Below are 14,758 nucleotides of genomic sequence, written 5' to 3' on the forward strand. Positions count from 1 at the left end.
TCTAAGCTGTGATATCAGCGGAAACACATCATGTCAGACATTTTATCTTCATTGGCTTACTTAACAGGTAAGCCAATTGCATCGGCAAAAATCAAAGCGCAGCCAGAGCATTTTCAGGTTCGCGAAGATTTAGGTTTTGCCTTTACGGGCGAAGGCGAGCACTTAATGGTTCGTATCCGTAAAACGGGCGAGAACACCAGCTTCGTTGCTAACGAGTTAGCAAAAGCCTGTGGTGTTAAGTCGAAAGACGTTAGCTGGGCGGGTCTTAAAGACCGTCATGCGGTGACGGAACAGTGGTTAAGTGTCCATTTACCGAAAGGTGAAACGCCAGATTTTTCAGCGTTTTTAGCTCAATACCCAAGTATCGAAATCCTTGCAACAGATCGTCACAATAAAAAACTGCGTCCTGGTGACCTAGTAGGGAACGAGTTCGTGGTTACTTTGTCTGAAGTGACAGATATAGCGGATGTAGAGCAACGTCTTGAAAAAGTGAAACAAGTTGGCGTGCCAAACTACTTTGGTAGTCAGCGTTTTGGTAACGATGGTAACAACCTTGAAGAAGCACGTCGATGGGGACGCGAAAACGTTCGTACCCGCAATCAAAACAAGCGCAGCATGTATTTATCAGCGGCTCGTTCGTGGATTTTCAACCGCATCGTTTCAGCTCGTCTAGAGAATTGTGTGTTTGATAAGTTCATTGATGGTGACATTGCACAGACGAATTCTGGCACTCAGTTGATTGATGCAAACAACATCACTGATTTGCAAGTGCAATTTGCACAAGGTGAAGCGGCAATTACCGCTGCGCTTGCTGGCGATAATGCACTGCCTACTCAAACTGAGGCTCTGGCATTAGAGCAACCGTTTTTAGACGAAGAGCCTGACCTCATGGCGCTGATTCGTGGTAATCGCATGCGCCACGACCGTCGCGATATTGCGCTAAAGCCAAAAGATTTAGCTTGGACGGTTGAAGGTAACAACATTACGCTGACTTTCTCACTGGATGCGGGATCTTTTGCGACCTCTATTGTTCGTGAGTTAGTTAATGAGGTTGAAGTAGAAAGAGAATACTAATGGAACAGGATTCACGAAACCCGAAGCCCTTAAGAGTCTTAATCAGCAATGATGATGGTGTTCATGCTCAAGGGATTCATGCCCTCGCTGATGAGTTGAGAGATATCGCTGAAGTGACCATTGTCGCACCTGATCGAAATCGTTCAGGTGCTTCGAATTCACTCACATTAGAACAACCATTACGCGTGACTGAAATTGCCCCAAATATCTACTCAGTGCAAGGCACGCCCACGGATTGTGTGCATTTCGCGCTGAATGAGCTAATGAAAGATGATTTGCCTGATCTTGTTCTGTCAGGAATCAACCATGGCGCTAATTTGGGTGATGATGTTCTTTATTCTGGAACAGTAGCAGCAGCCATGGAAGGTCATTTCCTTGGCGTTCAGTCGGTGGCTTTTTCTCTAGTGGGTAAGCGACATTTCGAATCCGCCGCTAAAATTGCACGTCAAATTGTACAACAGCATTTAGCGTCGCCGATTCCAACGAATCGTCTACTGAACGTAAACGTGCCGGACTTACCATCAGAGAATTTAGGTGAAATTGAAGTTACTCGTTTAGGTGCACGTCATCACGCAGAGAATATGATCAAGCAGAAAGATCCGAGAGGCCATGACATTTATTGGTTAGGGCCACCAGGAAAGGAGCAAGATGCAGGAGAGGGCACGGACTTTTATGCAATTGAGCATGGCCGAGTTTCAATGACGCCTCTGCAAGTTGATCTCACCGCTCACGAGTCGCTGCGTGCTATGGATAGTTGGTTAAAGGAAGAGAAGTAATGAGTAACCCACATGCTGACAGGTTGATAGCGTTTCTTATCTCCAGTGGCATCAAAGACCAAAGAGTTCTGGATGCTATCCAACGCTTGCCACGAGAAAGCTTTGTTTCTCAAGCGATGATGCACCAAGCCTATGATAACAATGCGTTACCAATTGGTCAGGGACAAACTATTTCTCAGCCTTATATCGTTGCTCGTATGACCGAGTTGCTTGAGCTAGAACCGGCGAGTCGTGTTCTGGAAATCGGAACGGGATCGGGTTATCAAACTGCGGTACTGGCGCAAATTGTTGATCATGTATACTCCGTTGAGCGAATTAAATCGTTGCAATGGGAAGCAAAGCGTCGCCTGAAGCAATTGGATATCTACAATGTTTCAACTAAGCATGCTGATGGGTGGCAGGGCTGGGAAGCGCGAGGTCCTTTCGATGCTATTATTGTTACCGCTGCCGCTGAAGTGATTCCCCAAGCTCTTCTCTCACAATTAAGAGATGGCGGCAAAATGGTCATTCCTGTTGGAGATACGGAACAACAGTTATTAAAAATAGAGCGTAAGGGAGACGAATATCTCTCTACCGTTGTAGAAATGGTTCGGTTCGTACCTCTGGTTGCGGGTGATTTAGCTTAAGGGTTAGGGATAGGTGAATAAGTTACTACGTCATATTGGTATTAGCTTTGTGTTTGCTGCAGGACTAGTTGGTTGTGCAGCGCATTCCCCTGCACCTGTCTCTAGCCTAAAAAAAGACTATTCAAGCCTTGAAAGAGGGAGTTACAGAGGGAGTTATTATGAGGTAAAAAAAGGCGATACGCTTTACTTCATAGCTTATGTCACAGATAAAGATGTAAATGATCTTGTTCGTTACAATGAGTTAACTCAGCCTTACACTATCTACCCAGGACAGAGGCTAAAACTTTGGGCTCCGAAATATGTCGCCCCTAAATATGGTCAAAAAGTTGAACCCGTTGTGGCTCCTGTTGTTACGACCCCCCCAGCTCCAGTGACGAAAACATCAACAGCCTCTAAACCTAAACCTTCGAGTAAAAACTCTAGTCAAAAACCTACAGAGACTAAGCCTAAAGTCGTACAAAAACAGCCTCCAAAGAAGGTTGAACAATCGAAAACAAAGGAGTATGTTGGTTCAAAAGATAACCAAAAAGTGAAGCAAAAATCGCCAACTACCACAGCAAAGAGTGATAAAGTCTCAAAGTGGTTGTGGCCAACAAAAGGGAGAGTAATCAAGAACTTTTCGGCGGGAGAACAGGGAAATAAAGGTATCGACATCGCAGGACAGCGTGGTCAACCTATCGTTTCAACCGCAGCCGGCACAGTCGTTTATTCAGGCAATGCGCTACGAGGTTATGGCAACTTAATTATAGTAAAGCATAACGACAATTATTTAAGCGCATACGCACATAATGACAAACTGCTGGTCACAGAAGGACAAAGCGTAAAAAGCGGACAAAAAATCGCCACCATGGGTAGTTCAGGTGCAAAGTCGGTCAAACTACACTTTGAAATTCGCTATCAAGGTAAATCAGTGAATCCAAAACGCTATTTGCCTTAAAACTTTGAAAAACAACTTGCGACATCATTTAGCGACATATTGAGTTGTCATGTCTTGCTAACTCGCCAGGGGGAGGCGTTATGAGTATCAGCAACACAGTAACCAAAGTTGAAGAGTTTGCATTTGACAATGCGTCAGTGAAGACCATTGATAACGAACTCGAAAGATCATCATCCACAGAAAGCAAAGCGACTGCGCGTGAAGAATTTGACGCGAGCAGTAAAAGCTTAGATGCAACTCAGTTGTATTTGGGCGAAATTGGCTTCTCACCTTTACTTACTGCCGAAGAAGAAGTGCTTTACGCAAGACGCGCCCTACGTGGCGACGAAGCGGCACGCAAACGTATGATCGAAAGTAACCTACGTTTGGTTGTTAAGATTTCTCGTCGATACAGTAACCGTGGTCTAGCACTACTCGATCTGATTGAAGAAGGTAACCTCGGCTTGATCCGAGCGGTCGAAAAATTCGACCCAGAACGTGGTTTCCGTTTCTCTACTTACGCAACGTGGTGGATCCGACAAACGATAGAGCGAGCGTTGATGAACCAAACTCGCACGATCCGTCTACCTATCCACGTAGTGAAAGAGCTGAACATTTATCTGCGTACTGCGCGTGAACTTTCTCAAAAGCTCGATCACGAACCGACCGCAGAAGAAATTGCTGCTCAATTAGATATTCCAGTCGAAGACGTAAGCAAAATGTTACGCCTTAATGAGCGTATTAGCTCTGTCGACACGCCAATCGGTGGTGACGGTGAGAAAGCGCTGCTGGATATTATTCCTGATGCAAACAACTCTGATCCAGAAGTTTCGACTCAAGATGACGACATCAAATCATCGTTGATTCATTGGTTAGAAGAGTTGAATCCGAAACAGAAAGAAGTGCTTGCACGTCGCTTCGGCCTACTAGGCTACGAGCCTTCGACGCTGGAAGAAGTTGGTCGAGAGATTGGTCTGACACGTGAGCGAGTACGTCAAATACAAGTGGAAGGTTTACGTCGTCTTCGTGAAGTCCTAATCAAACAAGGTTTGAATATGGAAAACTTGTTTAACGTAGAAGACGATTAAATAATCCGTATTCCACTAGATACGCAAAAGGCTATGGTTCCCCATAGCCTTTTTTCTTTTTTGCTCCTTGGTGTGAGTCTATTTACAGCATCCTTTTCAAGCGATACAGCTCTTCAAGAGCTTGGCGTGGCGTTAAGTCGTCAGGGTCAATACCTGACAGAGCTTGTTCGACTTCGCTAGGCTCTGGAATCAGGCTCAACTGGTTAGCCACATCTACTGCACTTGGACGCGGTGTGTCACTGTTTTGCCCCAGTTGCTCTAGCTGAGATAGCTTGTTACGCGCATTTTTGATGACCGTTTTTGGTACGCCAGCTAAGCCCGCAACAGCCAAGCCGTAAGACTTACTTGCCGCACCTTCTTGAACTGCGTGCATAAAGGCAATGCTGTCTCCATGTTCTACGGCATCCAAGTGAACGTTCGCTAAGCTTGGCAGTTGGTTCGGTAACTCTGTTAATTCGAAGTAGTGAGTTGCAAATAGGGTCATCGCACCAATTTGTGTTGCGAGCCATTCCGCACTTGCCCAAGCTAAAGAAAGACCGTCGTAAGTACTAGTACCGCGTCCGATTTCATCCATTAGCACCAAACTGTTCTTAGTTGCGTTGTGAAGAATATTGGCTGTTTCGGTCATTTCTACCATGAAGGTCGAGCGGCCAGATGCAAGATCATCTGATGCACCAATACGAGTAAATATACGATCTAAAGAACCAATCTGTGCGGATTCTGCCGGTACATAAGAGCCGATATGTGCCATCAATGCAATCAGCGCAGTTTGACGCATGTAGGTTGATTTACCACCCATGTTTGGACCGGTGATGATCAACATCTTACGGGCTGGGTTAAGCTCAATTGGGTTCGCGATGAACGGCTCTGTTGTTACTTGTTCTACGACTGGATGACGGCCAGCTTGAATGTGAATTCCTGCGTCTTTCACAAGCGTTGGGCGGCAGTAATCTAACGAATCTGCACGCTCTGCTAGGTTTTGTAATACATCTAGCTGAGACAGAGCAGAAGCTAGGTTTTGCAGCTTCTCAAGGTTTGGCATCAATAGATCAAACAGTTCTTCCCACAACTGTTTCTCAAGTGCTAACGCTTTAGACTTCGAGTTAAGTACTTTGTCTTCGTGTTCCTTAAGCTCTGGGATGATGTAGCGTTCAGCGTTTTTGAGTGTTTGGCGACGTACATAATGCGGTGGAACCAAATGGCTCTGGCCACGGCTCACTTGGATAAAGAAGCCATGAACGTTGTTATAGCCTACTTTAAGCGTATCGATACCGTGTCGTTCACGCTCATCTCGCTCAAGCTGCTCAAGATATTCTGTTGCACCGTCTGCCAATTTTCGCCATTCATCGAGCTCCGCATTGTAGCCTTCAGCGATGACGCCACCATCACGAATAACAACCGGCGGATTTTCTTTAATCGCGCGTTCTAACAGGTCACATACTTCGTCAATCGGAGCTGCATACTTCGCCAATTTCGTTAGGTACGGATGGGTCAAAGAAGCGGTGACAGATTCTAGCTCTGGTAGCTGTTGCATGGCATTGCGAAGTCTAGCCATATCGCGAGGGCGAGCAGAGCGTAATGCAAGGCGCGCTAAGATACGTTCAATATCACCAATTTGCTTTAACGTTGGTTGAAGATCGGCAAACAGAGCTTGTTCTTTAATCTCACCAATCGCATCAAGGCGATTGTTTAACGTTTCAATGCAACGCATAGGCTGATGCAACCAACGCTTCAGCATTCGGCTGCCCATCGGAGTTGCACAATGGTCGAGTACTGCAGCGAGCGTGTTATCGGTTCCGCCTGCTAGATTTTGAGTAATTTCCAGATTACGTCGGGTAGCAGCATCAAGGATGACGGATTGATCCTGATGATCAAACGTTAAAGAGCGAATATGAGGTAAAGCCGTACGTTGAGTATCTTTTACGTACTGGATCAAACAACCAGCAGCACATAACCCTAAGGACGCATGTTCTACACCAAAACCAACCAGATCTTTTGTGCCAAATTGTTGATTGAGTTGTTGCTTAGCCGTATCAAGCTCAAACTCCCAGACTGGGCGACGACGGTTACCATTGCGGCTCGCCATTAAATGTACAGGTTCAAAATCTTCTGGGAACAGTAGCTCACGTGGTGCGGTACGTTGAAGCTCGGCTGTCATCGCTTCTTCAGTTTCTGGTTCTGTCAGTTGGAAGCGACCAGAGGTGACATCCAGCGTCGCATAACCGAACTTACCGTTGTGATGGTAAATTGCTGCGATTAAGTTATCGACACGCTCAGAAAGCAGCGCCTCATCCGTCACTGTACCTGGTGTCACGATACGCACAACTTTACGTTCTACTGGGCCCTTGCTGGTGGCCGGATCGCCAATCTGTTCACAGATCGCCACAGACTCACCAAGCTGAACAAGTTTTGCCAGGTAGCCCTCTACGGCGTGAAATGGCACACCCGCCATTGGGATAGGTTCACCTGCAGACGCACCACGTTTGGTCAATGAAATATCAAGAAGCTGAGAAGCTCGCTTGGCATCATCGTAAAAGAGTTCGTAGAAATCGCCCATGCGGTAGAACAGCAAAATCTCTGGGTTCTCAGCTTTTAGCTTGAGGTATTGCTGCATCATCGGAGTGTGTTTTTGTTCAGCTTTCACAGGTAAGTTCTTTTGTTTATTTCCGTAGCGGCTTAGGATACGTGAATCCCTATCAAGTAAAAAGAGACAAAGGGCATTTTGGCTATGGAAAAAACAACAAAATTGAGTGCCGATTTAGGCGCATTATTGGCTAAACACGGGCATCTTTTAACGACCGCAGAATCATGCACAGGTGGTGGTGTTGCTACCGCCATTACTGACATTGCTGGTAGTTCAGCGTGGCTTGACCGTGCGTTCGTCACCTACAGTAATGAAGCGAAAATGGAGATGCTTGGTGTGCAAGCTTCAACGTTAGAAGCGCATGGTGCAGTGAGTGAGCCAGTTGTGATTGAAATGGTGCAGGGTGCAATTAAAAACTCCAATGCCACCATCGGTGTGTCCATCAGTGGTATTGCAGGGCCGGGTGGTGGCAGTGAAGAGAAACCAGTCGGTATGGTCTGCTTTGCTTTTGCTGATAACCAAAGTTGGCAGCAAGTAGAAACCATGTATTTTAATGGTGACCGTGCAGAAGTTCGCAAAAAAGCGGTCGAGCACGCGTTGACTCAATTGTATCAACATCTGCTCTAGAATTTCTTAACTTGTTTTAGCCCAGCATTGATAAGGGCTAGAGCAAATCATGACTTTAGGTCAGCCAAATTTTTTTCATACAGGTATGGACACTGTATGAATCAACAGTATAATGGCTTTCATTGCTGAGCAGTTCTTCTGCTTAAGAAAAATGAATTACTATTCGTCGCCCAAAGAAGATGAATAAATCGGAGAAAGTAATGGACGAGAACAAACAGAAAGCGCTCGCCGCTGCGCTAGGTCAAATTGAAAAGCAATTCGGTAAAGGCTCTATCATGCGCCTTGGTGATAACCGCGCAATGGACGTAGAAACCATCTCAACGGGTTCTCTTTCTCTTGATATCGCTTTGGGTGCTGGTGGTCTACCAATGGGTCGTATCGTAGAAATCTACGGCCCAGAATCTTCAGGTAAAACAACGCTAACCCTTGAGCTTATTGCTGCTGCACAACGTGAAGGCAAAACGTGTGCGTTTATCGATGCAGAGCACGCTCTAGATCCTGTATACGCGAAGAAACTTGGCGTTGATATCGATGCATTGCTAGTTTCTCAGCCAGACACAGGTGAGCAAGCGCTGGAGATCTGTGACGCACTTGCACGTTCTGGTGCTATCGATGTTATGGTTGTCGACTCTGTCGCAGCACTAACACCGAAAGCAGAAATCGAAGGCGAAATGGGCGATAGCCACATGGGTCTGCAAGCACGTATGCTTTCTCAAGCAATGCGTAAGCTAACGGGTAACCTAAAGCAGTCTAACTGTATGTGTATCTTCATCAACCAAATCCGTATGAAGATTGGTGTGATGTTTGGTAACCCAGAAACAACAACAGGTGGTAACGCACTTAAGTTCTACGCTTCTGTTCGTCTAGATATCCGTCGTACTGGCGCAATCAAAGAAGGTGACGAAGTCGTAGGTAACGAAACGCGCATCAAAGTTGTTAAGAATAAGATTGCAGCACCATTTAAAGAAGCAAACACACAAATCATGTACGGCCAAGGCTTTAACCGCGAAGGTGAACTTGTCGATCTAGGTGTGAAGCACAAGTTAGTTGAAAAAGCCGGTGCTTGGTATAGCTACAATGGCGATAAGATTGGTCAAGGTAAAGCGAATGCGTGTAACTACCTGCGTGAGCATCCTGAAGTGGCTAAAACTATCGATACAAAACTGCGTGAAATGTTGCTAGCGCCAGCACTTGCGGAAGCGCCTGAAGCTGGTGAAGCGCCAGAGCAAGCTGAAGAGTTTTAATCTCTCATAGATTAATAAATGACAAAGCCCTGCTATGCGGGGCTTTGTTGTATCTATTGAAATCAGAAATCGAATTATCACAAAGGCCATTGAGAGCCTGTACAGCAAAAATACTTTTAGGATCATCATGTACCAAAAACGCCAGGCGCCAACATTATCGAGCAAAGAGGCAGCTATCCAATTGCTTAGCCGTCGCGATCATGGTCAGTATGAGCTTTACCAAAAATTATCGATGAAGGGCTATGAAGAATCAGATATAGACATCGCAATTAATTTTTGCCTAGATCATAACTATTTAGATGATTTACGTTACGCGAAGAGTCAAATTAGACAGCATGTATACAAAGGACATGGAGAGCGTCGAATTCGTCAAGAGTTAAACCAGAAGCGTGTTGCGGAATCGGTGATTGAGCAAGCTATGGCTGAAGAGCCGCAAGATTGGTTTGAACTGGCTAAACAGGCGGCAGAAAAGAAATTCAAAGGTATTAAAGCCAAAGACCAGAAAGAGTACGCTAAACAGGTGCGATTTCTGCAATATCGTGGCTACAGTTTTGACCAAATCAGCTACGCGCTGAACTTTGAGGACGAAGATTAACGGTCAGTCGTCCGCACTGATTTTTGTTTTGCTTCAAATTTTTTCTCCTACTCCCTCTTTTCCTCAAGAAAACTAGTCTCAGCTGTTTGCATGATCTACAATACGGCAAAATTCTAACTCGACTATTTTCAGGAAGAGCTGCATGTACATGAGCACTGATGAGGTTCGTAACGCGTTCCTCAAGTTCTTTGAGAGCAAAGGACACCAAATCGTAGAAAGTTCATCGTTAGTTCCACATAACGACCCAACCCTGCTGTTCACAAACGCAGGTATGAACCAATTTAAAGATTGTTTCTTAGGCTTAGAAAAACGAGCCTACACTCGAGCGACTACGGCTCAGCGTTGCGTACGTGCTGGTGGTAAACATAACGACCTAGAAAATGTTGGCTTTACTGCTCGTCACCACACATTCTTTGAAATGTTAGGCAACTTCAGCTTTGGCGATTACTTCAAAGAAGATGCGATCTCCTTTGCTTGGGAATTCCTAACCGAAGTTCTTAAACTGCCAGCGGATCGTTTATTGGTAACTGTTTACGAAACCGATGACGAAGCGTTTGACATCTGGAACAAGAAAGTTGGCGTGCCCGCTGATCGTATTGTTCGCATTGGTGATAAAAAAGGCGGCAAGCCGTATGAGTCTGATAACTTCTGGCAAATGGGCGACACTGGCCCTTGTGGTCCATGTACTGAAATCTTCTACGATCACGGTGAGCACATCTGGGGTGGCCGTCCTGGCACGCCTGAAGAAGATGGTGACCGTTTCATCGAGATCTGGAACAACGTATTCATGCAGTTCAACCGTCACGCAGACGGCACTATGGAACCGCTACCAAAACCATCGGTAGATACTGGTATGGGTATCGAGCGTATCTCTGCAATCATGCAGGGCGTTCACTCAAACTACGAAATCGATGTATTCCAAGCTCTTATCAAAGCAGCAGCAGAAGTGATCGGTTACGAAGACCTATCAAACCAATCACTACGCGTTATCGCTGACCACATCCGTTCATGTTCATTCCTGATCGTGGATGGCGTTATGCCTTCAAACGAAGGTCGTGGTTACGTATTACGCCGTATCATCCGTCGTGCAGTTCGTCACGGTAACAAGCTGGGCGCACAAGGTGCATTCTTCCACAAGTTGGTTGGCGTTCTAGCTGACATCATGGGTACGGCTGGTGAAGAGCTGAAGCGTCAACAAGCTGTGGTTGAAAAAGTACTGCGTATCGAAGAAGAAAACTTTGGTCGTACACTTGAGCGCGGTATGGCGATTCTAAACGAAGCATTAGATAACCTAGACGGTAAAGTACTGGACGGCGAAACCGTATTTAAACTTTACGACACTTATGGCTTCCCAGCTGACTTAACTAACGACGTTGCACGTGAGCGTGAGTTCGCAATCGACGAAGAAGGTTTTGAGAAAGCGATGGAAGAACAGCGTCAACGTGCGCGTGAAGCGGGTAACTTCGGTACTGACTACAACGCAGCAATCAAAGTTGATACGCAAACAGAATTCTGTGGTTACACAGGTACTAAAGGCTCTAGTTCTGTAGCAGCGATGTTCGTTGAAGGCAACGAAGTAGATTCACTATCTGCGGGCGACAAAGCAATCATCGTACTTGGTGAAACGCCATTCTACGCAGAGTCAGGCGGTCAGTGTGGTGACGCTGGTGAAATCCGTACTGAGTCTGGTGTATTCCGCGTTGAGGACACTCAAAAACTAGGTAACGCAATCGCGCACCACGGTGTAATGGCAGAAGGCGTTCTAGCGAAAGGTGATGAAGTAGCAACTATCGTTGACGCAGAGCGTCGCGCAGCTATCTCTCTAAACCACTCAGCAACGCACTTGCTACACGCAGCACTACGCCAAGTTTTAGGTGAGCACGTAACGCAGAAAGGCTCATTGGTGAAGGCAGACAACCTACGTTTCGACTTCTCGCATCTAGAAGCCGTAACCGCAGCAGAGTTGAAAGAAGTTGAGCGCCTAGTTAACGCGCAAATTCGTCGCAACCACACGATTGAAACCAACGTGATGGACATTGAGTCAGCTAAGAAGAAAGGCGCAATGGCTCTATTCGGCGAGAAGTACGACGACGAAGTACGCGTACTATCTATGGGCGACTTCTCGACAGAGCTTTGCGGTGGTATTCACGCATCAAGCACAGGTGATATTGGCCTATTCAAAATCACTTCAGAAAGCGGCATTGCTGCAGGTATTCGACGTATTGAGGCGGTAACAGGCGAGGCTGCATTAGACGCTATTGAAGCTCAAAACGCGAAGTACGAAGAGAAACTGGCAGAATCTGCACAGAAAGCAAAAGCGCTAGAGAAAGAAGTGCAGAAGCTAAAAGATAAGATGGCGGCAGCAGAAAGCGCTAACATCATGGGCAAAGCGGTTGAAGTCAATGGTACAAAAGTTCTAGTCGCAGCTCTTGAAGGCGCTGACAGCAAGAACCTACGTACTATGGTTGATGACATCAAGAACCAAATGGGGTCTGGTGTCGTACTGCTTGCCAACGTAACAGGTGATAAGGTTGGCCTGATTGCTGGTGTGACTAAAGATCTAACTGGTAAAGTAAAAGCTGGTGATCTAGTTAAGATGATTGCTGAGCAAGTCGGTGGTAAGGGCGGTGGTCGTCCTGACATGGCTCAAGCTGGTGGTACTGATGTAGCCGCACTACCAGAGGCAATTAAAACAGTTCAGCCTTGGTTAGAAGAGCGCTTATAAGCTTTTAACTACTAAAATTACGCTCAATCAAGTTTCTTTGATTGAGCGTAATTTTTTTTAGCAGCCAAGTGGTTTAATTGACCAAAAGTTAACCGAGTCATTTAGGCTATTTGGTTTTTGTTGTAACTACTGCTTATATAATTTTTCTAAAAGGAAATACTGACGATGTAAGCAGTTCTAAAGAGACTTCGGTCTTGGGAAGGTGAAGACTGGTGAAAAAGCCCCTTATCGTGCAAAAGTTTGGCGGAACCTCCGTGGGTTCAATTGAAAGAATCCACCAAGTTGCTGAACACATCATTAAGGCGAAAAATGATGGCAATCAAGTTGTTGTTGTCGTGTCTGCAATGTCAGGCGAAACAAACAGACTGATGGACCTCGCTAAACAGATAGATAGCGTGCCTACAGCTCGAGAACTTGATGTTTTGCTCTCTGCTGGTGAGCAAGTGTCAATGGCACTGTTAGCAATGACACTCAATAAATTGGGTCATGCTGCACGCTCGCTTACCGGAGCACAGGCGAATATTGTGACGGATAATCAACACAATGACGCAACGATTAAACACATTGATACTAAGACAATTCTGGGATTGCTTGAGCAAGACCAAATCGTGATTGTTGCAGGCTTTCAAGGTGTGAATGAGAACGGGGATATCACCACATTAGGTCGAGGTGGCTCAGATACGAGCGCTGTGGCACTGGCAGGCGCATTGCGCGCTGATGAGTGTCAAATCTTTACCGACGTTGATGGTATTTATACTTGTGACCCACGTGTAGTGAAAAACGCGCGAAAATTGGCGGTTATCGATTTTCCTTCCATGGAAGCGATGGCAAGCCGAGGCGCGAAAGTATTACATTTACCTTCAGTGCAATTTGCATGGAAGAATAATGTGCCACTGCGCGTGCTTTCGACATTTGATGTTAATGAAGGCAGTCTGGTAAAGGGGGAGTTAGGCAATCAAGCCGTCTCTGGTATAGCCATTCAACGTGACCTTGCCATAATCGAAGTCGAAAAAGAACATTTATCTAGTGCTACAAAACAATGTCAGATGTTGGGTATCGACATTTGGAATGTGATCGAGGAAACAGAACGGGCAGGTATCATGATAAAACAAGATGCATGTGCCAAGTTCGATCTGGTGTTCAGCGACAAAATCCGTAATAGTGAAGTGGTAAGCCTGTTGACCGCAGTGGGGCTTGAGGCCAATGGAATGGTAGAGCACGCATGCGATTTGTTGGCAAAGCGAGATATTGAGATCAATTTCAGCGCAACGAATGCACTCACTATGATGCTAGTTTTAGCACCCGAATGTGTGGATACAGCAGCAAACATTCTGCATGATGCTTACATTACGTCTAGTGAAGCATTAAACATTCAACAAAAACATGCCTTTTTAGGCTGATTTTCGCTAACAAGGTAGTTTACGAAAATATAACTTTTGTTGGATAATAGCTTTGTAGCAAGAAAATTTAGAGATTACTCAAGGAGCAAAGAATGCTAATTTTGACTCGCCGCGTAGGCGAAACACTGATGATTGGTGATGAAGTGACTGTAACTGTACTAGGTGTTAAAGGTAACCAAGTGCGTATCGGCGTTAACGCTCCGAAAGAGGTTTCAGTTCACCGTGAAGAAATCTACATGCGCATTCAAGCTGAAAAAGGCAATGGCAACGTTGCTTCAGGTAACTACTAAGTCGCTCCTGTTTACAGAGCTTAGTTTGAATGAAAAAGGCTAACCGAAGGGTTGGCCTTTTTAGTTTTTACTGTTTTTGAAAATTTGCAGAAACTATTGTGTTGAGTATGGCTGTGAATTCATCAATAATGTTGATTCGAACTTCAGAAAGTTATTTGAAAATAAATGTCTTTTTTTCAGAGAAGACTCTCTTTTTTTCATCATAATAGAGTGATAAAGTTCGTTTAATAGTCACTTTGATTAAATCAGCAACGGTTAAGCCAGTTTCGTAGATTTTTTCAAAGAAAGTGTTTGACATATTTTCGGTAAAACGTAATATGTGCCTCCGCAAGACGGTGAGGTGGCCGAGAGGCTGAAGGCGCTCCCCTGCTAAGGGAGTATACGGTTTATCCCGTATCGAGGGTTCGAATCCCTCCTTCACCGCCATTCTTGCAACGTTGATTTATCAACAAAAAGTGCGTCCTTAGCTCAGCTGGATAGAGTACCTGGCTACGAACCAGGCGGTCGGAGGTTCGAATCCTCCAGGACGCGCCATATCTCTTTTGAGATATAACAATGAAAACGGTGAGGTGGCCGAGAGGCTGAAGGCGCTCCCCTGCTAAGGGAGTATACGGTTTATCCCGTATCGAGGGTTCGAATCCCTCCTTCACCGCCATTCATTGACTGGCCCGATGGCCTTTTTTTTGTTTCGTAAGAAATGAATGTGATTTACTTCACAACTTCTTAGCAAGAAGATCTGCGCGTCCTTAGCTCAGCTGGATAGAGTACCTGGCTACGAACCAGGCGGTCGGAGGTTCGAATCCTCCAGGACGC

At 45.6% G+C, this 14,758-nt stretch carries 12 protein-coding genes and 4 tRNA genes; 15 read left to right on the top strand and 1 reads right to left on the bottom strand.

Annotated elements, in window-relative coordinates; all coding sequences use genetic code 11:
• The first annotated feature begins 30 nt into the window (after positions 1-30).
• From truD to rpoS, 5 genes are all read left to right on the top strand, one after another.
• Complete coding sequence (gene truD, locus R7Z47_RS10850) at positions 31-1,074, top strand: tRNA pseudouridine(13) synthase TruD (RefSeq protein WP_262607077.1); 1,044 nt, start codon at positions 31-33, stop codon at positions 1,072-1,074.
• The gene (gene surE, locus R7Z47_RS10855) at positions 1,074-1,850 is read left to right on the top strand and encodes a 5'/3'-nucleotidase SurE (RefSeq protein ID WP_005380894.1); all 777 of its coding nucleotides are present in this window, start codon (positions 1,074-1,076) and stop codon (positions 1,848-1,850) included. Before truD ends, surE begins: the two co-directional genes overlap by 1 nt.
• Positions 1,850-2,476: a protein-L-isoaspartate(D-aspartate) O-methyltransferase gene (locus tag R7Z47_RS10860; RefSeq protein ID WP_005380892.1), complete on the top strand. Its 627-nt coding sequence runs from the start codon at positions 1,850-1,852 to the stop codon at positions 2,474-2,476. Before surE ends, R7Z47_RS10860 begins: the two co-directional genes overlap by 1 nt.
• Before the next feature lie 13 nt (positions 2,477-2,489).
• Positions 2,490-3,413: a peptidoglycan DD-metalloendopeptidase family protein gene (locus R7Z47_RS10865; RefSeq protein WP_213967845.1), complete on the top strand. Its 924-nt coding sequence runs from the start codon at positions 2,490-2,492 to the stop codon at positions 3,411-3,413.
• A gap of 80 nt (positions 3,414-3,493) precedes the next feature.
• A complete protein-coding gene (gene rpoS, locus R7Z47_RS10870; protein ID WP_005380887.1) occupies positions 3,494-4,480 on the top strand; it encodes an RNA polymerase sigma factor RpoS in 987 nt (328 codons plus the stop codon).
• Positions 4,481-4,562: 82 nt separating this feature from the next.
• Here rpoS and mutS read toward each other — a convergent pair whose 3' ends face one another.
• Positions 4,563-7,124 carry a DNA mismatch repair protein MutS gene (gene mutS, locus R7Z47_RS10875; RefSeq protein ID WP_064354301.1) on the bottom strand — a complete coding sequence of 854 codons (2,562 nt, stop codon included), beginning with the start codon at positions 7,122-7,124 and terminating at the stop codon, positions 4,563-4,565.
• Between the two features lie 84 nt (positions 7,125-7,208).
• Here mutS and pncC point away from each other — a divergent pair, with 84 nt between their 5' ends.
• From pncC to R7Z47_RS10925, 10 genes are all read left to right on the top strand, one after another.
• The gene (pncC, locus tag R7Z47_RS10880) at positions 7,209-7,691 is read left to right on the top strand and encodes a nicotinamide-nucleotide amidase (protein ID WP_238843843.1); all 483 of its coding nucleotides are present in this window, start codon (positions 7,209-7,211) and stop codon (positions 7,689-7,691) included.
• A gap of 200 nt (positions 7,692-7,891) precedes the next feature.
• Positions 7,892-8,935: a recombinase RecA gene (recA, locus tag R7Z47_RS10885; protein ID WP_005380874.1), complete on the top strand. Its 1,044-nt coding sequence runs from the start codon at positions 7,892-7,894 to the stop codon at positions 8,933-8,935.
• Positions 8,936-9,062: 127 nt separating this feature from the next.
• Positions 9,063-9,530 (top strand): recombination regulator RecX, encoded by a 468-nt coding sequence (recX, locus tag R7Z47_RS10890; protein WP_005383799.1) that lies wholly within the window; start codon positions 9,063-9,065, stop codon positions 9,528-9,530.
• Between the two features lie 142 nt (positions 9,531-9,672).
• The gene (alaS, locus tag R7Z47_RS10895; RefSeq protein WP_262607076.1) at positions 9,673-12,255 is read left to right on the top strand and encodes an alanine--tRNA ligase; all 2,583 of its coding nucleotides are present in this window, start codon (positions 9,673-9,675) and stop codon (positions 12,253-12,255) included.
• 212 nt (positions 12,256-12,467) lie between these two features.
• Positions 12,468-13,655: an aspartate kinase gene (locus R7Z47_RS10900; RefSeq protein WP_262607075.1), complete on the top strand. Its 1,188-nt coding sequence runs from the start codon at positions 12,468-12,470 to the stop codon at positions 13,653-13,655.
• Positions 13,656-13,747: 92 nt separating this feature from the next.
• Positions 13,748-13,945, top strand: a complete 198-nt coding sequence (csrA, locus tag R7Z47_RS10905; protein ID WP_004415691.1) for a carbon storage regulator CsrA — start codon at positions 13,748-13,750, stop codon at positions 13,943-13,945.
• A 334-nt stretch (positions 13,946-14,279) separates the two neighbouring features.
• Positions 14,280-14,371: transfer RNA gene (locus R7Z47_RS10910), tRNA-Ser, on the top strand.
• Between the two features lie 31 nt (positions 14,372-14,402).
• A tRNA-Arg gene (locus R7Z47_RS10915) sits at positions 14,403-14,479 on the top strand.
• 29 nt (positions 14,480-14,508) lie between these two features.
• A tRNA-Ser gene (locus tag R7Z47_RS10920) sits at positions 14,509-14,600 on the top strand.
• 85 nt (positions 14,601-14,685) lie between these two features.
• A tRNA-Arg gene (locus tag R7Z47_RS10925) sits at positions 14,686-14,758 on the top strand.

Origin of the sequence: Vibrio sp. 1641, from assembly GCF_033339995.1 — a bacterium.
Classification (GTDB): Bacteria; Pseudomonadota; Gammaproteobacteria; order Enterobacterales; family Vibrionaceae; genus Vibrio; species Vibrio alginolyticus.